Source organism: Roseovarius sp. M141, assembly GCF_024355225.1.
Lineage (GTDB): Bacteria > Pseudomonadota > Alphaproteobacteria > Rhodobacterales > Rhodobacteraceae > Roseovarius.
Map to the genome: position 1 here is coordinate 2675033 of NZ_VCNH01000008.1, position 20604 is coordinate 2695636.

Annotated in this window: 16 protein-coding genes, 1 tRNA gene and 3 pseudogenes; 10 read left to right on the forward strand and 10 right to left on the reverse strand. The window is 59.5% G+C overall.

The annotated features are described in order from the left end of the window. Positions 1–40: 40 nt before the first annotated feature. The gene (locus tag FGD77_RS22200; RefSeq protein ID WP_303626557.1) at positions 41–220 is read right to left on the reverse strand and encodes a hypothetical protein; all 180 of its coding nucleotides are present in this window, start codon (positions 218–220) and stop codon (positions 41–43) included. After that, positions 165–401 (reverse strand): LysR family transcriptional regulator, encoded by a 237-nt coding sequence (locus FGD77_RS22205; protein ID WP_303626381.1) that lies wholly within the window; start codon positions 399–401, stop codon positions 165–167. The genes FGD77_RS22200 and FGD77_RS22205 overlap by 56 nt, the downstream gene beginning before the upstream one ends. Before the next feature lie 104 nt (positions 402–505). Between FGD77_RS22205 and FGD77_RS17005 the strand changes: the two genes are divergently transcribed. From FGD77_RS17005 to FGD77_RS17025, 5 genes and pseudogenes are all read left to right on the forward strand, one after another. Beyond that, on the forward strand, positions 506–994 hold the full coding sequence (locus FGD77_RS17005; RefSeq protein ID WP_255011429.1) for a transglycosylase domain-containing protein: 489 nt from the start codon (positions 506–508) through the stop codon (positions 992–994). Positions 995–1014: 20 nt separating this feature from the next. Further along, positions 1015–1329, forward strand: a pseudogene (locus FGD77_RS17010) (biosynthetic peptidoglycan transglycosylase). Positions 1330–1453: 124 nt separating this feature from the next. Next, positions 1454–2536, forward strand: coding sequence for a transglycosylase domain-containing protein (locus tag FGD77_RS17015; protein WP_255011430.1), 1083 nt, complete (start codon positions 1454–1456; stop codon positions 2534–2536). Next, positions 2481–3694, forward strand: a pseudogene (locus FGD77_RS17020) (IS256 family transposase). Before FGD77_RS17015 ends, FGD77_RS17020 begins: the two are co-directional and overlap by 56 nt. Before the next feature lie 313 nt (positions 3695–4007). Then, positions 4008–4625, forward strand: coding sequence for a hypothetical protein (locus tag FGD77_RS17025; RefSeq protein ID WP_255011432.1), 618 nt, complete (start codon positions 4008–4010; stop codon positions 4623–4625). 719 nt (positions 4626–5344) lie between these two features. Here FGD77_RS17025 and FGD77_RS17030 read toward each other — a convergent pair. The 3 genes from FGD77_RS17030 to FGD77_RS17040 all read right to left on the reverse strand — a co-directional run bounded on the left by FGD77_RS17030 (position 5345) and on the right by FGD77_RS17040 (position 9646). After that, on the reverse strand, positions 5345–5776 hold the full coding sequence (locus FGD77_RS17030; RefSeq protein WP_255011434.1) for a universal stress protein: 432 nt from the start codon (positions 5774–5776) through the stop codon (positions 5345–5347). An 11-nt stretch (positions 5777–5787) separates the two neighbouring features. After that, positions 5788–8559: a TRAP transporter permease gene (locus FGD77_RS17035; protein WP_255011435.1), complete on the reverse strand. Its 2772-nt coding sequence runs from the start codon at positions 8557–8559 to the stop codon at positions 5788–5790. Positions 8560–8689: 130 nt separating this feature from the next. Continuing rightward, on the reverse strand, positions 8690–9646 hold the full coding sequence (locus FGD77_RS17040; RefSeq protein ID WP_255011436.1) for a TAXI family TRAP transporter solute-binding subunit: 957 nt from the start codon (positions 9644–9646) through the stop codon (positions 8690–8692). 710 nt (positions 9647–10356) lie between these two features. On the opposite strand from FGD77_RS17040, the gene FGD77_RS17045 reads away from it, so the two are divergent. Beyond that, positions 10357–10446: transfer RNA gene (locus FGD77_RS17045), tRNA-Ser, on the forward strand. Between the two features lie 503 nt (positions 10447–10949). Here FGD77_RS17045 and FGD77_RS17050 read toward each other — a convergent pair. After that, entirely contained in the window at positions 10950–13370 is a 2421-nt protein-coding gene (locus FGD77_RS17050; RefSeq protein WP_255011437.1) for an FAD-dependent oxidoreductase, read from the reverse strand. Between the two features lie 105 nt (positions 13371–13475). Further along, positions 13476–14786 carry a DUF2254 domain-containing protein gene (locus FGD77_RS17055; protein ID WP_255011438.1) on the reverse strand — a complete coding sequence of 437 codons (1311 nt, stop codon included), beginning with the start codon at positions 14784–14786 and terminating at the stop codon, positions 13476–13478. 155 nt (positions 14787–14941) lie between these two features. Here FGD77_RS17055 and FGD77_RS17060 point away from each other — a divergent pair, with 155 nt between their 5' ends. Both FGD77_RS17060 and FGD77_RS17065 read left to right on the forward strand, forming a co-directional pair. After that, entirely contained in the window at positions 14942–17350 is a 2409-nt protein-coding gene (locus FGD77_RS17060) for an FAD-dependent oxidoreductase (RefSeq protein WP_255011439.1), read from the forward strand. Between the two features lie 61 nt (positions 17351–17411). Further along, entirely contained in the window at positions 17412–18194 is a 783-nt protein-coding gene (locus FGD77_RS17065) for a hypothetical protein (protein WP_255011440.1), read from the forward strand. A 105-nt stretch (positions 18195–18299) separates the two neighbouring features. Here the strand turns inward: FGD77_RS17065 and FGD77_RS17070 are convergent. Both FGD77_RS17070 and FGD77_RS17075 read right to left on the reverse strand, forming a co-directional pair. Beyond that, positions 18300–19006 (reverse strand): annotated as a pseudogene (locus FGD77_RS17070) (IS6 family transposase). 31 nt (positions 19007–19037) lie between these two features. Further along, positions 19038–19358, reverse strand: a complete 321-nt coding sequence (locus FGD77_RS17075; protein WP_255011441.1) for an MgtC/SapB family protein — start codon at positions 19356–19358, stop codon at positions 19038–19040. Between the two features lie 174 nt (positions 19359–19532). On the opposite strand from FGD77_RS17075, the gene FGD77_RS17080 reads away from it, so the two are divergent. Together FGD77_RS17080 and FGD77_RS17085 are read left to right on the forward strand one after the other, a co-directional pair. Beyond that, complete coding sequence (locus FGD77_RS17080) at positions 19533–20048, forward strand: DUF421 domain-containing protein (protein WP_255011443.1); 516 nt, start codon at positions 19533–19535, stop codon at positions 20046–20048. 1 nt (position 20049) lies between these two features. Next, entirely contained in the window at positions 20050–20208 is a 159-nt protein-coding gene (locus FGD77_RS17085) for a hypothetical protein (protein ID WP_255011445.1), read from the forward strand. Positions 20209–20449: 241 nt separating this feature from the next. On the opposite strand, the gene FGD77_RS22485 is transcribed toward FGD77_RS17085, so the two are convergent. Beyond that, positions 20450–20596, reverse strand: a complete 147-nt coding sequence (locus FGD77_RS22485; protein WP_369682732.1) for a DUF6538 domain-containing protein — start codon at positions 20594–20596, stop codon at positions 20450–20452. Between the last annotated feature and the right edge of the window lie 8 nt (positions 20597–20604).

The following is a 20604-nucleotide window of genomic DNA, read 5'->3' on the forward strand; positions in this document are numbered from 1 at the left end:
GGTTGTTATTCGTGGAAATTCGCAGATCAATGCCGGGATGCTATTCCGAAAGTTCTGGCAAACGATTAAGCAGCCAGCCTGTGGCGAACGTGGTCACGACCCTGACATTCAGCGCCTCACGATACTGCCCGTCAAGAAACCGATCCAGAACAGTTCTGACCTGATCAAGCGTCTTCGTCAGCACCGGCAGCAAGGCGCTGCCCTCGTCGGTCAGGATCAACCCACCGGAGGTCCGTTTGAAGAGAGAGAGAGACGCCGAGCGTCTTTTCCGGTGAAATGACCTGATAGCTGACCGCCGCCTGAGTGGCACACAACTCCACCGCAGACGATGTGAAGCTGCCTTGGCGGGCGGCGGCCTCAAACGCGCGAAGGGCAGTCAAGGGAAGGTTCGGGCGATCCATAGCTGCAAATTTTTCTTATGCCGCTGCCAAAATATCGTCGTTTGCGAAAGCCTTTGCAGAGAATTACCCTTCGAGCACAAAATTTATTATATGGAAATCGGGCCATGATGCCAGCCCGTCACCAGCGGATAGATAGACGCAAAGGTAACACCGCAGCGTCGCGCCCCACCGAAAAGCGTGGCTCAACTTCGCGATCTCACGGAAAAATCCGGCGATTGACCGGCGGTTTACGGCGGTTGAGTTTTGGTTTTCTGTGGCGGCTTTCAGCGGCTGTAACAGTGATGACCGCCATTGCAGTGGCTGTCATTTACAAAGACCTTCCCGATGTTTCAGCATTACTTAATGGGCGTTCCCGCGGCTCTGTAACCTTTTTGACCACCCATGCCGAAGTTTTCGCCTGGCGCGGTGATCAGTTCGGCAGTGGCAGTCGTGCCGGGTCGGTCTCCCTCTACTTGCGCGATGCAGTTCTCACCACCGAAGACAAACGGTTTCATAGCCATTTTGGTATCAACCCTCATGGTGTGGGCAGCGCGGCCCGGATCAACCTCAGGGAGGGCGCGGACCCCTCTCTGGACGCAGGGGGTCAACCATAACGCGGCAAACCGCCAAGCTGTTGTGCATCGGCGTAAACTACGACCCATCCATCTGGCCGTCAGAAGCCGCCTACGGGGCGGAGTGTCGGAAAAGGTCACTTTGGCGCAAGGCGCTGGAGGCGATTTTCGCACTGGCGCTGGAGGCGCGCTATTCCAAGGATGAAATACTGTCGATTTATCTGAACCACGCATAGTTGGGTGCAGGAACCCGAGGGGTCGAGCCCGCCAGCCAGAGGTATTTTGACGAATCTGCGGTTGATCTCGGCCCGGCAGACGCAGCCATGCTGGCGGGCTTGCCAACGGCGCCGTCTTATTTGCCCCAACTGAGAACCTGAAACGCAGTCAGGACCGGACCTCTGTCGTAGTCGCCGTGATGTCCGAACAGGGCTATTTGACACCGGCGCCGACGCCGAACAAGCACGGGCTGTCGCTGCGGTCCTCTCCGAGGCGGCTGACGACATGCAATGCGAGTTCTTTGCCGACTGGGTGATAGACAGCGGTCCTGACTTTCTGATCCGGGACACCACGGAAGATCTCTCCGTACGGACGGCTTTCGATCCTCGCATTCAGAAAGGCGCCGAAGAGGCATTGGCCTCGGCCTGCAAGGGCCAGATCGATCCGGAGTCCGATGTTCAAGCCGCAATTGTCGTACAGTCAGCAGATGGCGCGGTGCGCGCAATGATCGGCGGTAGGCAATTTCGCGGTGTTGAAGGGCAGTTCAACAGGGCGCTTCACGCCAAGCGGCAGACCGGTTTCGTCTTCAAAACCTTTATCTATGCCGCCGCTTTGGACATGGGGCACAGCCCGCTTGAAACGATTGTCGATGAGTCCATCACCATTCAGGCACCCGGAGCATCGCCCTGGTCGCCGCGCAATTTCACACGCCGCTTCTATGGTAAAGTGACCTTGCTCGACGCGCTCAGCCGGTCACTGAATATGTCGGTCATCAAGCTTTCTCAGGAAATTGACTTGGAAAGTGTTCGCGCCGTCGCCGAAGGGTTCGGTATCGAAAGCGATCTGGCCGCTGGACCCGCGCTGGTTCTCGGGGTTTCCGAGGCCTCCCTTCTTGAAATGACGGCTGCATATGCCGGTATTTTGAACGGCGGCAGCGAGGCCGCACCTTATGGAATTTCGGAGTTGCTATTGAGAGGTGAGACTGACCCGCTGGTCACGTATCAAAGCGGTATTCAAGAGCGTGTCATCTCCAAAAGCGCGGCGGCGCAGTTGATCTACTTGCTGCACACAGCCATCGAGTCGGGGACCGGCAAGCGGGCGCGCATTTCGGGGCTGCAAACCGCCGGAAAGACCGGGGCGACGTGGTCAAATCGCGATGCCTGGTTCGTGGGGTTCAGCGCCGATTATGTGGTGGGTGTCTGGATGGGGCATGATGATAACCGGCCCTTGCGTGGCGTGGCGGGCGGCGGGAGAGTGTCAGGTCTTCTGTGTATGACTGATCCGGTTCATGCTTCACCGAAAGGAAGCATGAATGACCATCTCGAAAGAAGTCCTGGACGAACTGCTGAAGGGCGTAGAGCGCCCTGAAGATCTGCTCGGCGATGCCGGGCTAATGAAAGAGCTGAAGATCAGGCTCATGGAGCGGATGCTGGGAGCGGAGCTGACTGCGCATCTTGGCTATGACGAAGGCAAGGAGGCACGCCTCGGTCAGACCAATCGACGGAATGGCGCCTCGACCAAGGTGCTGAAGGGGCAGGACGGCGAGATGCCGGTGGCGGTGCCCGCGACCGTGACAGCAGCTTTGAGCCGGAACTGGTGAAGAAGGGCCAGACCCGGATCGACGGGATGGATGACAAGATCATCGGGCTCTACGCGGCCGGGCTGACGGTCCGGGACATCCAGGCTCACCTGCTTGATATCTATGGGCTGAAGGTCTCGCCCGACCTGATCAGCCGGGTCACCGACGCTGTCCTGGACGAGGTTCGGGAATGGCAGAGCCGGGCGCTGGAGCGGATGTATCCGATCGTGATCTTCGACGCGCTACGGGTGAAGATCCGCGATGCCGACAGCCGGACGGTCAAGAACAAGGCTGTCTATGTCGCCTTCGGCGTCACCCGAGATGGCCAACGCGAGGTTCTCGGTCTCTGGATTGCTGACAATGAAGGCGCCAAATTCTGGCTCTCGGTGATGAATGAGCTGAAGAACCGGGGCACGCAGGACATCCTGATCGCGGTCGTGGACGGGCTGAGGGGCTTTCCGGAGGTCATTACCGCCGCCTTCCCGGACGCCATGGTCCAGACGTGCATCGTTCACCTCGTGCGCCATTCCTTGAACTTCTGTTCCTGGAAGGACCGCAAGGCAGTGGCCGCCGATCTACGCCGGATTTACAGTGCCCCGACCGCCGATCTGGCCGAGGCGGAGCTTGATGCCTTCGAGGAAAAATGGGCCGGGAAATACGCCTCGATCGCCCCGGCCTGGCGCAGGGCCTGGCAGGAGGTGATCCCGTTCTTTGGCTTCGATCCGACGATCCGCAAGATCATCTACACGACGAACGCCATAGAATGTCTGAACCGCGTGATCCGCAAATCCATCAAGACGCGGGGCTCGTTCCCCACAGACGAGGCCGCGACCAAGCTGATCTACCTGGCAATCCGCAAATTCGAAAAGGACGGCCGCAATGTCCGGGAATGGTTTGCAGCCCGCAATCAGTTCGCCATAATGTTCGGCGAGCGCTTCGACGCTTGAGTATCTGAAACCGCATGGGCCGGACCCGATACACAGACTTCAGGACACTCCCGGCGGCGGGCTCCCTGCCGAGATTTGGCGCGAAACCATGACGCGGATTCAGGGTAAGGCGCCTGACCTGCCGTTGCCAATGACAGCTCCACTTTCATTCTTACCCGAGGGCAACAGTTTGGACGGCAGCGACTGGAGTGAGCTTTGTGGAGAACTCGCATTCATCCCAAGGACTCAAATAGTACTTTCATGTGCTGCCAGACGAAACGACACACGCAGGGAGTCACCACCCTGTCTTCTCTCCATATCGTTACGGATCCACATGCAAAAATACACCCTCATTTCCCTACTGATCGCTGTGCTAAGCGCAGCGTCCTCAGCCGCAGCCAGTACAATTTGCACCGTTATCATGGATGGTGAAAGTCGCGAAATCGCTCACGAAGAGGGTGATTGCGACAGCCGCGTCACGCCCGCCTCGACGTTCGAGATCGCGCTCGCGCTGATGGCTTATGATGCCGGCATCGTGCAGGATGCCCACACACCGCGCCTGCCCTTCCGCGAGGGTTATTCGCGTAGCGACACAGACAATTTCGATTATGCAAATGGTTGGGGATGCTATGTGGGCTGGGCACAGCGTGACGACACCACGCTCGTGTTTGCGCATTTATTGCAGGACGAGACCCGTCAACCGGTCTCTCCGGGCGTGCGCGCGCGTATTGAAATACTGGACGGTTTTGTGATCTTGCATCGAGGGTTTTACCGTGAACAGACTCACACGGATAGAGGTTACCACAGCTGGGGTGGCCGTGGCATTGCTGACGGCTTCAACACAGGCGCAAAATCTCGACGGCCTAACTTGGACCGAGCAGAAATGTGTTCTTTATCAGGGGGCGTGGGATGCCGCGACAAGCGGCCCCGGCCTCGACGGTCTGAGCCCTGAATTTCTGGAGAGAAACGATACTTTTGTCACCCTGGGATGCACAATACAGGGCAATGTCTGTCCCAGAAGTGATGAGGAATTGAATCTGGCCAATATGCTGACACTGATGACCATGTCTGAAGGCATGGCCAGCACTTTTGCTCCATTTTCGTGCCGGGACGACGCGGAGTGAACCGTCCGTCACGACGTTGGCCACGGATTCGAACGCGTGAGTCAGATCAGCAGCGAACGGCCCACGAGGTTCTGCCGGCGCAAGCCAAGAACATTGACGGGGGACGCCGTGATCGCCCTGCTCTTTGAGCCGAATGCCATCCATGAAGCGCAATTCAAAGCCGTGCCGGCTCGGCCGTGCGGTGCCGGATCTGGCATCGTGGACAAGGTAGTCCTGACCGAGGCTACGTGGGGAACAGTTCAAGCCCCTCCCGCCGCCGTCGGCGCATTGATCACGTGCGCCAAACCCTTGGCGTATCGGAGCAGAGGCACACTGGGACAGAATCGATCGACTCAGCGGAAGGTGCCGTGCACTGTGGTCTGCCGCAGAACGCGCGACTGACAAGGATATCACTGCATTGGCAGAGAAGTTTGAATGCTATGCGCTCCAACGGGCCCGTGCGGATACCGCCCCCCACCGACGTCAATCAGATATCATCCACCGCCAGACACTGCGGTAGCCAAGATGCGCTTGGTCGACCGTCAGAAGATATGTCCGGTGATGCCGTCTACGACCTGACGACAAGCACAGAAACCGGCGAGCGGCGCACAATGCGATCGGCGTTCGACCCCACCAGAAATTCGCGCACGCGGTCGGGTTTGTGCGAGGCCATGACCACCAGATCACAGGCGGTCTGTTCGATCACGTGCAGAACCCTGCGGTGAATTTTGCCAAATGCCAGATGTTGCTTGACACTGATATCGCTTGGGACGTTCTCCTCGACCAGTTTGTCGAGCGACCTACTGGCCGCCTCAACGGCCAGTTTCTCGTAATCGGGTGGAAAGAACCCATCGACCAATGGCGTGCCCATGTCAGGCACCACCGACATTATATGCAGCTTGCCGCCAGAGGTGCGCACCAGTTCGATGGCCGCCGGCAGCGCCTCTTTCCATGATGCTTTCGCATTCAGATCTATGGTCAGAAGAACCGTGTTGAACATCGTCTCTCTCCTCAGGCGTGTGCGGTTTTGCGTGGCGCGCGCGTATTGCGGCCCCGCTGCAAAAAGACGATCAGGGCCAGCAATAGCAGCGCAGGAATGAACATCAGGTATTTGCTGGGTTGCGGCACGGGTTTCAGCACGCGCACCACCTCTTGGTCCCAGTCCAGCCCGGCCTCTGCGGCCGCACTGCCGAAGGCCACGTCGTCGATGAACATCTTGTCGCCTTCGTCGCGGAAGGTCAGGCCGGCATTCTCCAGCTTTTCCTCGCCTGTGGTGCCTTCGGTGATCGGGACGAGCGCCACAAATTCAATTGGGTCGCCCAGATCATTCACGCCTGCGACGCGCACCCGCAGCGTCTGTCCGATGTCGGTGTCGGCGGCGGCCTGCGTGATTGCCGCCGGTTCTTCTTCAAGATACGGCGCGCTGACCATGTCCATCCAGAAACCAGGGCGGAACAGGGTGAACGCGATCAGGAGCAGGGCAATGGTTTCATAGAACCGGTTCCTGGCCAGGAACCACCCTTGCGTGGCTGCCGCGAACAGCAGCATTGCCACCGTCGCGACAATGAAGACAAAAATACCCTGCACCATCGTCACGTTGATCAACAGCAGTTCGGTATTGAAGATGAACAGGAACGGCAGGGCCGCCGTCCGCAAGCTGTAGAAAAACGCGATCACGCCGGTCTTGATAGGATCACCGCCCGACACGGCCGCGGCGGCGAAGGAGGCAAGCCCCACAGGGGGCGTCACGTCGGCCATGATGCCGAAGTAGAAGACGAACAAGTGTACTGCGATCAGCGGCACGATCAGCCCGTTTTGCTGCCCCAGCGTCACGATGACCGGCGCCAGCAGCGCGGACACGACGATGTAGTTCGCCGTTGTCGGCAGCCCCATACCAAGGATCAGTGACAGGATTGCCGTAAGGAACAGGATGCCGAGGATATTGCCGCCCGACAGCACTTCGACCACGTCAGCAAGGGCCGATCCCACGCCGGTCTGGCTGACCACACCCACGATGATACCGGCAGTGGCGGTGGCGATACCGATGCCGATCATGTTGCGGGCACCGATCACCAGACCTTCCAGCAGATCGTTCGCCCCTTCCATGATGCGGGCCCCCATCTGGCCGTCGCCGCGCAGCATCGCCATCAGCGGGCGTTGCGTGATCAGGATAAAGATCATGTACATTGTCGCCCAGAACGCTGACAGGCCCGGAGACAGGCGGTCCACCATCAGCGCCCAGACCAGCACGACGACCGGCAGGATAAAGTACAACCCCGACCGCACCGTCGGCCCGGGCAGCGGCAGCTTTGTCACCGCCGCATTCGGATCGTCCAGCTTCAGCGGCGCCTCTTTGGAGGCGACGTAGAGCAGCCCTACATAGGCAGCCGTCAAGACGGCGAAGACGATATAGGGTGCGGCGACGGGAAATGCAGGACGGATCCAGCCCATGCCGTAATAAACGAGGAATGACAGCGCACAGACAAGCGCGACACCGAACGCGAAACCGACCAGGCGACGGATGATCGGCTTGGGCTCATAGGGACGCGGAAGGCCTTCCATGCCGGCCTTCAACGCCTCCAGGTGGACGATATAGACCAGCGCGATATAGGAAATGACGGCAGGCAGGAACGCGTGCTTGACCACGTCGAAATAGGGGATGCCCACGTATTCCACCATCAGGAACGCGGCAGCGCCCATGACCGGCGGCATGATCTGACCGTTCACGGACGATGCCACCTCGACCGCACCTGCCTTTTCCGAGCTGAAGCCGACTTTTTTCATCAGGGGTATGGTAAACGTACCCGTGGTCACGACATTCGCGATGCTTGACCCCGAGATCAGCCCGGTCATGGCCGACGACACGACAGCGGCCTTGGCCGGCCCGCCCTTCATGTGACCCATCAGTGAAAACGCGACCTGAATGAAATAATTACCGGCACCCGCGCGATCCAGCAACGAACCGAACAGCACGAACAGGAACACGAAACTCGTCGACACGCCAAGGGCGATGCCGAATACGCCTTCTGTCGTGATCCACTGGTGGTTCACGATCTCTGACAGGTTGTTACCCTTGTGCGCGATGATGCCGGGCATCTGCGGACCTAGGACGGTGTAGACCAGAAACAGGGTCGCCACGATCATCAGGGCCGGTCCCAACGCGCGACGCGTGGCCTCAAGCAGTAACATGATACCGATGACGGACACCACGAAGTCCTGCATGATCGGCGCGCCGACGCGGCCGGAAATATCGCGATAGTAGACAAAAAGATAAAGTGCGGCAGCGGCACCGACGATGGCCAGCGCCCATTCCCAAGGCGGCACGCGGTCCTTGGGACTGCCCGCGACAATCGCAGCCACGACAGCCAGACCGATGACCGGAATCCACCAGACGGACGTGCCGTCCTTGGAACTGACGACAAACAGGTAGGACAGCAGGACCGGGATGAAGATACCCAGACCCAGCTGGAATTTCGACCGCGTCGCGGGGAACGCGGCAAAGGCGAGAAAGAGTGCGAATGCAAGGTGGATCGACCGGCTTTCGGTATCGTTGAAGACCCCCCAACCGACGATGAACGGGATGGGCGACGCGATCCAAAGCTGAAACAGCGACCACGCCAGCGCGACCAGCATCAGAAACGTTCCGACCGGGCCCGCAACGTTGCGGCCACCAGTGTCGGCGGATGCGACAAGCGCATCCAGTTCAGATTGGTCCAGACCGCCGCGACCGGCCGCCTCGGTTTCAACGCGCGCGGCCTTATACTGGTTCGGATCGTCGGTCATTTTTATCCCCCGGTGGCCCGTTCAGGACGGGCGAGATTTTTGGAAATTGTCGTCGGGTCGGCCTTATCTGGGCGATCTCCTTGGCGGTGGCAGCCTTGGCAGGCTGCCACCAGTGCCAATCAGGCGGGAATTACATCCAGCCCATTTCCTTGTAGTAACGCTCTGCACCCGGATGCAGCGGCGCCGACAGGCCATCCTTGATCATCTCCTCTTGCGTCAGATTGGCAAAGGCCGGATGAAGTTTCTTGAACCGATCAAAGTTGTCGAACACGGCCTTGACCACTTGATAGACGGTTTCTTCGTCCACATCGGCAGAGGTCACGAACGTCGCCTTGACACCGAACGTCTGGGTATCATCCGGCGACCCTGCATACATACCGCCCGGAATGGTCGCGGCGGCATAATAGGGATTGTCAGCGATCAGCGCGTCGATCTCGGGTCCCGCGACCGGAACAAGGACGGTCTCAACTGTCGAGGCCGCCTCCGAAACGGATCCGTTCGGGTGACCGACCGTATAGATGATCGCATCGACCTTGTTGTCCCCCAAAGCTGCGGCCTGCTCGGCCGGCTTCAGCTCTGACGCCAGCGCGAAATCGTCCATCGTCCAGCCCAGCGCTTCCATGACGACTTGCATCGTCGCGTACTGGCCGGAACCCGGGTTACCGATATTGACGCGCTTGCCCTTCAGGTCGCCAAATTCGGCGATGCCCGCGTCGGCGCGCGCAACCACGGTGAACGGTTCGGAGTGAACTGAAAATACAGCGCGCTCGTTGTCGAACTTGTTACCTTCGAAATCGGACGTGCCGTTGTAGGCGTGGTACTGCCAGTCGGACTGCGCGACGCCCATCGACATATCACCTGCCATGATGGCGTTGATGTTCGCGATGGACCCACCCGTCGAAGGGGCGGTGCATTTCAGGTTCGTTTCTGCCGTGGTGCGGTTCACCAGACGACAGATTGATTGGCCGACGACAAAGTAGACGCCGGTTTGCCCGCCCGTCCCGATTGTAATGAACTCTTCCTGAGCTTGCGCTCCGGTCCCTGCGATCATCGCGCCGACAAAGGCCATCTGTTTGAATATCTTCACGTATTTCTCCCGGTTGATAGTGTTATTTTCCATGCTCAGCAGCATGTTGCTTTTTTTGGCGAAGGTGTTCAACTGTTTGTCAGAACGCCCTCGCGAGCGAGACCAAGTATTGTTCCGGCTTTCGATGACATCGGCACATTATGAGCCAATGTGAAAATGTTCACCGTTCTGTCCAACTTGCCCCCCAACTGTGCAAGTCAGTATGATGTAGCGCAATTAGCCTGTCAACGGAGCAGGCCGACACTACTAAATCCTGCCCCTCCCCGGGTCTACCGGAGTGTTGTCACTCAACGCTCGGACTGCTTTTCCATTTGCGTTCAAGGCTTCATCAGGCCCCTCCCTGCTTCTTGTGGCGCGAGGTATCCAATGCCGCTGTGCAGGCGTTCGTACTGTAGCAGTTAACCCATTTGAGGGTTTCCCATTCGACCTGGTCTACTGACTTCCACGGACCGACCACGTTGATGGCCCGACCTCGAAGCCGGGCGCCGCAGGTACCAAACTCGGCCGTGTAGGACGGCGCCGCCTTGCGGTCCCAGATTCTTCGAGGGCGCTTTGGCTGTTGCGGAAATTGCCCAAATATTTCCCAAACCCAGCGTCATTCAGGGCCAATTTGAAGGGGTTTCGAGGGGATTTTAGCCCGGTGCGAAAATATTTCAGGAAGGTCAGTTTCGCCTTGTAATACCTATGTTTGCTTGGTTATACGCGTCGGTGGAGACGTGGCCGAGTGGTCGAAGGCGCTCCCCTGCTAAGGGAGTAGGCCCGGAAGGGTCTCGTGGGTTCGAATCCCATCGTCTCCGCCAAAACTCCCATCGTTTGGGGTTCGGAAAACCTAAACCACAGGATTTCCACAGTTTTTTTCGTAGAAATTACATCATCTAGCCTCAATCAACCCAGCACCGGGCCTGGGCAGCGAGCCGTATCAGCAGCTTGGAAACGATTGAGGGTCGGTCTGTGTTGCTATGAAACGGGGCGAGATGCTGACGCATACCAGATAGATCTGCGAAACGGCCAATGGACCGCAGCAGATGATCTTGCGGGGCGTGATCTTCGATCTAAAGATCATTGAGCACGGCACATTGCGCCTATTGCTTCCGACCTGGCATCGCCCTCCCTTCCCATGCTTCAATACGCAAAATGATTCAGTGACCATGCCGCAAATCCAGAAGAGATCTTCGGAAAACAGACTGAATTCAAACCTTGGCTTAGGCGCCGTGTGGGAGGGTGCGTATTTTGTCGACCTATCCACGCATGCTGCATTCAAACCTGATCGTAGCGCACCCTTTTTCCCTGTCGCCCATACCCCTCAACCACGCAGCCGCGCGCCACTGGGATCAAACGGCGGCGCGGTCAAAATCACCGCCCGGTGTGGGCGGCCCAGCACCATCACGTCGACCGTGTCCCCCGGCACGGCGCCTTTGACATGGCCCAACGCCAGACTCATTCCCACCGAATATCCGTAGCTCCCCGAACTCACGCGCCCGATGCTGATGCCATCTTTGAAGATCGGCTCGCCCCCCGTCGCATCGGCGCCCGATGCGGCGGTGTCATCCTCATCCAGATGCAGCAGGACCAGCGTTTCGCGGGCATCCTTGCCCATGACCTCGGCGGCGGCGCTTTTGTGCAGGAAGTCCTTTTCCATCTTAACCAGTGGCGCCAGCCCCACCTCCTGCGGCCAGTATTCGGGGCTGTATTCGCGCCCCCAGCTGCCATAGCCTTTTTCGATCCGCAGGCTCATCAAGGCGCGGCTGCCGACGGGGCCTGTCCCGAAATCGCGGCCCGCCTCCAGCAGCGCGTTGTAGAGCTGCATCTGATCGGCGGCGGCGCAATGCAGCTCCCATCCCAGATCGCCGGTGAAACTGACGCGCAGGGCAAGGCACTGCACACCTGCCAGTTCGATCCGGGCTGACCGCATGAAGGGAAAGTCCGCCGCCTCCAGCGATGTATTCGTCAGCCGTTGAAGAATCTCGCGAGATTTCGGCCCGGCGACGTTGAAGCCGCACATCGCCTCGGTCCGGCTTTCAAATACCGTCCCCTCGGGCAGTGGCACCATCTGGAAAAACCGCGCATGATACCGCTCCGCCATGCCCGATCCGATGATCCAGAATTCATCCGGTCCGGTGCGCGTCACGGTGAAATCGCCCGCAATGCCGCCGCGCACCGAAATCAGCGGCGTCAGGCAGGACCGGCCCACGGATTTCGGCATGGTGTTGGCGAAAACGGCGTTCAGCCAATCCTCGGCCCCTGCCCCGGCGCAGCGGTATTTGGCAAAGTTCGAGATGTCGATAATGCCCGCCGCCTCGCGCAGCATGCGGCACTCGGCGCCGACCGGCGCCCACCAGTTCTGCCGAGTGAAGCCCTTGGTTTCCTCGGTGCCGGGTTGATCCGCGAACCACAAAGGATGTTCCCAACCATAGTTGAGGCCGAAAACCGCGCCCATCGCCTTTTGCATCTCATAGGCCGGGCGCACGCGGCACGGGCGGCCTGCGCTGCGTTCTTCATAGGGGTAGTGGATGGCAAAGCGATTGGCGTATTGATCGCGCACCTTGGCCTTGGTGAACGCCTTGTCGGCCCAGTCGCCAAAACGGGCCATGTCCCACGCGAACATGTCGTACCGCATCTCGCCCTCGACGATCCAGTCGGCCACCATCAGGCCCATGCCGGCCGACTGGCTAAAGCCGGGAATGATGCCATTGCAGCAGAAATACCCCTTCTTTTCAGGCACCGGGCCAAGGATCACGTTGGCATCGGGCGTCCAGATCATCGGGCCGTTGATCACGCGTTTGATGCCCGCCTCGCCCACGGCGGGTACACGGGCAATCGCGCGCATCATGTTTTCCTCAATCCGGTCCAGATCGTCAGCGAACAGCTCATGCGCGAAATCCAGCGGCGTGCCGCCTTCGGCCCAGAACCGCATGTCTTTCTCGTAGGCGCCAATCAGCAGGCCCTTCCCCTCCTGACGCAGGTAATATTCGCCGTCGCGGTCGGCGACGGACGGCAGGCGGCGATCCAGCGCGGCGATCTCTGCAATGGTTTCGGTCACGAAATACTGATGTTCCGTCGGCTGCAGCGGCAGCGTGATCCCAGCCAGCGCCGCCACCTCGCGCCCCCACAGACCGGCGGCATTGATGACCCAAGGGGTCCGGATGTTCCCCTTTGGCGTCTCGACGATCCATGTGCCATCGGGCTGCTGAACCGTCGCCGTGACGACCGTAAAGCGGTGAATCTCCGCCCCCGCGGCCCGTGCGCCCGCCGCGTAGGCCGCCGTCACGCCGGAGGGGTCGACATTGCCACCATCGGGTTCCCACATGATGCAGCGGATGCCGTCGAAATCGACCAGCGGATGCAGCTTTTCGGCCTCATTGCGGCTGACCTCGTGGAAATTCATTCCGTATAATTTGGCCTTGGCCGCCTGAAGGCGCAGCTGATGCTCGCGCGCCTCGGTCTGCGCCAGATAGAGGCTGCCGGGTTGGAAAACACCGCAGCTTTGCCCCGTCTCGGACTCCAGCTGATTATAAAGCGTCATGGTGTAGTGCTGAAGTCGGCTGATATTAGCGCTGTCATGCAGACCGTGAATATTCGCGGCGGCGTGCCAGGTGCTGCCGCTGGTCAGTTCGTCCCGCTCCAGCAACACGACATCGGACCAGCCCAGTTTGGTCAGGTGATAGAGAATCGAGCATCCGATAACGCCGCCACCGATCACGACGGCCTGTGCGTGGGTTTTCATGGGAGTATCCCTTAGCTGTAAATCGCCCCCAGCTTTACCCACCACATGGCGCCACGGTTGCCTCACTGCGACACACAACGTCGCGGTGAGACAAGTCGGTTTGCCTTATGTCTCGGTCACGCGCAGGCGCAATCGGTCGCTGACAGAGGCCAGCAGACGCTCGCGGTCGGGGGCGAAATCCATATGCGCCAGCGCGCGGCGCAGCGACAATTCGGCAAAATCGCGCGCCGCATCGCTCAGGCCACTGTCAGGGTGTTGCATCAGTCCGGCCAGCGTCGCCTGCAACCGGTGTTGAACCTCGTAGATTTGCGCACCATCGCGCACAAGCGACCCGAACCCGTCATCCAGCAGATCGCCCGGCATCAGGGGCGGCACCCAAAGACGGTCCAGTTCGGGGCCGCCCTGCTGATCTTCTTCGTTTACGGTTTCGTCCGAATAACTGGACAGGATGCGCCCGACGCGCGTGATGACGTCGATGGCCGTGCCCGGGTCGTTGATGCCGGGCGACAGTGCCTTGGACGCAATTTCGCCCATGACGGTCAGGCCGAAACGTGGATCCTGATCATAGCTGCGCAGATCCTCGACCGTGACATGGCCGCGCAGAAGCGACAGGAATTCGTCGCGGTCCTCCTCGGCAGGGGCGTCGCCCACCACCCATAAAAGCGGCTCGTGCAGGAAAATGAATGTCCCGATGGCTTTGGGAAGATAGACCTGAACCTCGTACCGCTCGGCCACGGCTTGCAGCCCCTCGGGGTAGATGTGCTGTATGTACCCGCTCTGATCGGACTCCACCGACCATGCTTGTTCCGGCACCGCACCGCGCAGCGGATTGGCCCCGAGGCACGGCGTGGTCAGCCGTTCGCGAAAGCGTTTTTTGGTGATATCCTCGACCTGCCGGGTTGTGTGCAGCAGACTGCCGAACGTCTGCAAATGCAGCACCCATCGCACCAGCGACCACACGACATAGGCCAGCACCAGAACCGTCAGCCAGAATATGACCAGCGCGTGTTCATCGCCGAAAATACTGATCTCGCGCAGGATGATCGCCACCAGCGCATAGAGATAGGCGCCGATGAAGGCCGCCAGCGTCTTTTGCGTGGTGGTGTCCTGCATGATCAGCTGGTGCACCCGCGGCGTCCATTGTGAGGCCGAACTGCGGTAGGTCGACACCATCACCGTCATCGAAAAGATCGTTGCCGACAGCATGGCGCTGGCGATGATATCCAGCAACCTGTCCGCCGACGCGCCCGACAACCGCCCGGCCATTTCATCGGGCACGAACATCTCGATCAGTTGCGTCACGCCCAGCGCCACCACCGACAAAAGGCCCATGGCCAGCACCCGCACCCACAGCTTGCGAGAATAATTGCGCGTCCTGCGCCACAGCGTCGAGGGGATCAGAAGGATGTTTTTCATCATAAATTAATCGCACGGGCGCGGATCGGGTTCCATTCTTTTCGCCATTTGAACGGCATGAGTGACATAAAACGACAGGATCTGTCGCAGGCGCGCATGACGCCACCCTTGCAGGATCGCAGGTTCAGCTCAGGACCAGCGAGGGAGATTGGGTTATGAAAACCACCGCACAGGCTGTCGTGATCGGCGGCGGCGTCGTGGGATGCAGCGTATTGTACCACCTGACCAAGCTGGGCTGGTCCGATGTCATGCTGCTGGACCGGTCCGAGCTGACCTCGGGCAGCACATGGCATGCGGCAGGCGGATTTCACACGTTGAATGGCGATACGAACATGGCCGCGCTTCAGGGCTACACCATCCGCCTTTACAAGGAACTGGAAGAGATCACCGGCATGTCCTGCGGTCTGCACCATGTCGGCGGCATCACGCTGGCCGACAATTCCGACCGCTTTGACATGCTGCTGGCCGAGCGGGCCAAGCATCGCTACATGGGCCTCGACACGCATATCGTGACGCCCGAAGAGATCGCGCAGATCGCACCGGTGACGAACATCGAAGGTATCCTCGGCGGCCTGTATGACCCGCTCGACGGGCATCTGGACCCCTCCGGCACCACCCACGCCTATGCACGCGCGGCGCGCATGGGCGGCGCGACCATTCACACGCATTGCATGGTGCGCGAAACGCGCCAGCGCGCCGATGGCACCTGGGACGTGGTGACGGACAAGGGGACGGTCCACGCCGAGCATGTGGTCAACGCCGGTGGCCTCTGGGCGCGCGAGGTCGGCGCGATGGCGGGTGTCTACCTACCCCTGCATCCAATGGAGCATCAGTATATCGTCACCGATGACGTGCCCGAGATCGTGGCGCGCGACACCGAACATCCCCATGTCATGGACCCCGCCGGGGAATCATACCTGCGCCAGGAAGGCCGCGGCCTGTGTATCGGTTTTTACGAGCAGCCGTGCAAGCCATGGGCGGTGGATGGCACCCCATGGGATTTCGGGCATGAATTGCTGCCCGACAACCTCGACAAGATCGAGGACAGCATCGAATTCGCCTATCGCCGGTTCCCGGCGTTGGGCCGCGCGGGCGTCAAATCTGTCATTCACGGGCCCTTCACCTTTGCCCCCGATGGCAATCCGCTGGTCGGCCCGGTGCCGGGCTTGCGCGGCTATTGGTCGGCCTGCGGCGTCATGGCGGGGTTCTCCCAAGGGGGCGGTGTGGGCCTGATGCTGGCACAGTGGATGACGGCGGGGGAATGCGAGCGCGACGTCACCGCGATGGATGTCGCGCGTTTCGGCGACTGGATCACGCCGGGCTACACCCGCCCCAAGGTGGTCGAAAATTACCAGACCCGGTTTTCCGTCAGTTACCCGAACCAGGAACTGCCCGCCGCCCGCCCGTTTCGCACGACGCCGATGTATGACGTGCTCACCGGCATGGGCGCTGTCTGGGGCCAGCAATACGGGCTGGAGGTGGCGAACTATTTTGCGACCGGTGACGAGCCGCGCTACGAGACGCCCAGCTTCCGCCGCTCGAACGCCTTTGAGGCGACCGCGCGCGAGGTCCGCGACGTGCGCAGCTCCGTTGGTATCAACGAGGTGCAGAATTTCGGCAAATATCTGGTGACAGGCGCCGGCGCGCGCGATTGGCTGGACCGGATCATGGCCGGTCGCGTACCACAGCCGGGACGCCTGTCGCTGACGCCGATGCTTTCGCCGCAAGGGCGGCTGATGGGTGATTTCACCATTTCCTGCCTCTCGGATGAGGCATTCCAACTGACCGCCTCTTACGGTGCGCAGGCCAATCACATGCGCTGGTTCCAACGCCACGAGACGCAGGGCGTGCATATCGAGAACATCAGCGACCGGTTGACCGGCTTCCAGATCGCCGGGCCGAAGGCGCGCGAGGTGTTGATTACCTGCACGCGCGATAGCGTCGCAGACATGCGCTTCATGGACCTGCGCCACGCCACTGTCGGCATGACAGACTGCCTGATCCAGCGCGTCAGCTATACCGGCGATCTGGGGTATGAAATCTATTGCGACCCCATGGCCCAGCGCGCCCTGTGGGATACGCTGCACGAGGCAGGTCGGCCGCATAACATGCGCCCCTTTGGGATGCGCGCGATGATGTCGCTGCGGCTGGACAAATTCTTTGGCTCGTGGGGCGCGGAATTCTCGCCCGATTACACGCCGGGCGAAACGGGCATGGATCGCTTTATCCAATGGTCCAAGAACAGCGATTTCATCGGCCGCGCCGCTGCGGAGGCCGACCGTGCCAAGGGCGCCGCGCGCCAGCTGGTCGCATTTGACGTGCAGGCCGATGACGCCGACGCGCATGGCTACGAGCCGATCTGGATTGATGGCACGGTGCAGGGTTTCGTCACCTCGGGCGGATATTCGCACCATGCGGGCAAATCCATTGCGCTGGGGCTGATCCCGCGCGAGATGGCGACAGAGGGCCGCGCGGCGCAGATTGAGATACTGGGCCAAATGCGCGATGCCACGCTGATCACCGCGCCACTTTTTGATGCAGATGGCGCGCGTATGCGGGGCTGAGGGACAAACGGCTGGCGTAGGCAGGATCGACGATATCGTTTCTCCCAAGGACCGAAGTACCGTGTCTTCTGTGCGCGCATCGTTGGAGGCAACGTACCCTCACACCAAAACCGTCTGCCCCGGTAGCGTTTTCGGATCGCAGGAAACGTCCGTTCCGCTTTGTGGGGCGAACGACCGTCAATCAGCGTACCAGCCGGAAATGGCGCGCGGCCTGAAGGCGCAGACCACGAAGCGCGTCGGGCGCACTGCGCAGCGACGGCGCAATCGCCTTGTAGGGGGCATCGTTGCTTCCGTAGTCTGGGCGATGTTCGGGGAACAACCGACCGTCGCGATCGCGAAGCTCGGCTGTGTATTTCGGGGATTTTTTTTCTCTTCCATGGGGTTCATCCTTCGAGAGTTTTACTCCCCGGTAGACCTAGAGAGCTTCAAAATAGCCTTGGTGCCGCGTCCAAAGCTGGATCTAAGATACTGCGTCAAAAGCAAGTCTTGCCGAATGGTCATCTGTGCGAAGGCAAATAACTGGAAATTCCACTCGAAATGGAAGACACTGACACAAATTTTCAGGAGACCTGATATGCGCTATATGGCTACAGTTTTCATCCTTGCTTTGTCCACCAGTGTCGCCGCCGCCGATACGATGGCTGCCGACACCTGCAAAGCCGATCTTTCGCCAATTGGTCAGGAGATATACACTGCCGCACTGGCGCAGCATCCAACCCAAGCGACTGGACGAGAGATTATAAAGTCTGAAGTCGAGAAGCTTATGTCTGAGGGCAAGGTCGATTTGTCAGAAGGCCGCAAGGCGGGCGAGGCCGCGGGACACTGCCTCAAATTGCTCAAGTAGTCTTTGCTCTGCCACGCAGGACGGACGTCTAACCCTTTATAGCTCGCTCAGAGGTGCTGTCAGGCAAATGCAAACCAGCCTCGTCAAGGACAGCAAGCCTGCGCTTTATACCGCGCCGAAATCGCGCCACTCAGCAAGAGCGACGGCGCGGTTCAGCTTAAAATTGTCACGTGAGTAAAAGCTGCGCTCCTGATTAAAGTGATTGTAGACGGAAGCGTGAACAGCGGCGAATTTCTGTAAACTTCGCATGCGCCTGAAGCGAAGCATGGCCCGTTCTCACCTTTGAAATGGCTGATGTGAATTCTCCGCCCGATTGTTGAGCCAGCGTCCTGTATCTTGTCGATCGGCGTTGCCGATAACCTTCATCGCAACTCCGTAAGACCGAAGCTTGTCCGTCACCAAGACTTCGGATCGACCATGGGCTTCATTGATTTTCTGAGGAATTTCAATGCCACTTTGCGATCACGCCGTTTCGTGACATAGCTTTCGAGCACCTCGCCCTCATGATCCACCGCCCGCCAAAGATAGTGCCGCTCGCCGTTGATTTTCACGAACACCTCGTCCAGATGCCACTGCCAGTTCTAAAATAAGCAAATCCGACTGGCGCGCTTTCTGCGGATCTCGGCCGCAAACAGCGGACCAGATCTATTCCACCAGAACCGAACCGTGTCGTGGCTGATCTCGATACCACGCTCGTGCAAAAGGTCCTCCACATTGCGAAACGACAACGGGAACCGGACATAGAGCATAACAGCAAGCCGGACGATTTCAGGCGACGTCTTGAAGTAGCGAAAAGGGCTGTGTTTTCTCATCCTCAAACGCTATGAGTCCTCCCTGCCCGGCTCAGGCCAGTTTCTTCTGACAGTGCCCTTTCAGCCGTCCGTCGTCGCTGGGCGACATGATCGCGCCCGCTCCGAGAAATCCGATACCGCCAACAATGCCCTGGATCAGGCGGGTGGGGTCGATGGAAATGGCATCATCTTCGGCCATACCGCTCAACGCGAAGTTGAGCGTTACCGTCATCAAAGCGGCAGAGCCGATCGCCACCAGAACATGGGCCCCGGCCCCCAGAGGCTTTCCCTTGATCTCGCGGTCGAGCCCGACGACCAGTCCGCATCTCCCCGAAAACAGAACGCGGAGTATAAAATCGCTGACATCGACCACTATTGGGGAACTCCCTGTTCTCGCGCCCACCTTGCCATATCTCTTCTTTAGCGACGACTGGCTTGTTGATATTTAATCTGCATTGAGACGGGGCGTTCGGCGTAAGCTTATGGTCATGTGTCGGACCGTTGAATCCCGGGACGTAAATGAAACTCTTCAAACAGGGAAACGCGGATGTTTTTTGATGGACCTATACTCGACGCTTTGGCCAAGGGCTCCCTGCTGAGCGTGATCGGGATTGCCTGGATCATCTTTCTGGTCCGCATCGTCGGGTTGAGGTCGTTCTCGAAAATGACCAATTTTGATTTCGTGATGACGGTGGCCATGGGGTCGCTTCTTGCAGGGGTTTCGCAATCTCAGCAATGGACTGGCTTCGTGCAGACACTCACGGCAATGGCCTGCCTCTTCGCAGTGCAATATTTTGTCTCCCGGCTTCGGCGTCGGTCCCCCCGTTTTGATGCACTGGTTCAGAACACGCCAGTTCTGCTCATGAAAGATGGCGTCATCCTGCACGATGCCTTGCACGCGACGCGTGTGGCCGAGGAAGACCTTATCGCGAAACTGCGCGAAGCAAACGCACTCGAAATGTCTTCTGTCCATGCCGTGGTACTGGAGACAACCGGCGACATCTCGGTGCTTCATGGTGATCAGGTAGATGAGGCGCTATTCAAGGGTATAGCCCAGGTTTGACATGGAAAGTGACCCGTTTTTCACGTTCAGCCCGTATCATCTGACACTCGCCATCGTCGGCTGCATCGTGATCCTGTCTCGCTGGTTTCCGCGGCTTGTTTCATCCCGCGAACCGGCAGCCGACCCCCTGATGATCCTGTTCGGGCTGTGGCGGTTCTGACGATACCGGAAATGCCCACGCCCCCCGAAGAGCCGCGGCAACAGGCTTGTCTGCCTTACCGTTATTTACAAGGGTCGCTTCGATACGCTCCAGCACGTCCCGCCGGGGAAACTCAGCGATCTGCGCTGCGTGCAAATACCGCCCCCCGCATCCGCGCGATCGCCTGCGCCGATGCATAGCGCCTTTCGGCCTCCACGCTGTCTCCTGCCAGACGGGCCTCCCAGGGTTCAAATTGTTCGCTTCAGATAACGGTAGCCTTCTGTTGTGCCAAGGTCTCCGAATCCGTATTGAGGCTCACGTAGCACGACGCCCGCGCCTCGACCGCCTGATACCGGGCAGGCACGCGCCTGCGCAGGTGGTAGGTATTGTTCCGTTTCTGAAGCTTCATCGCACACC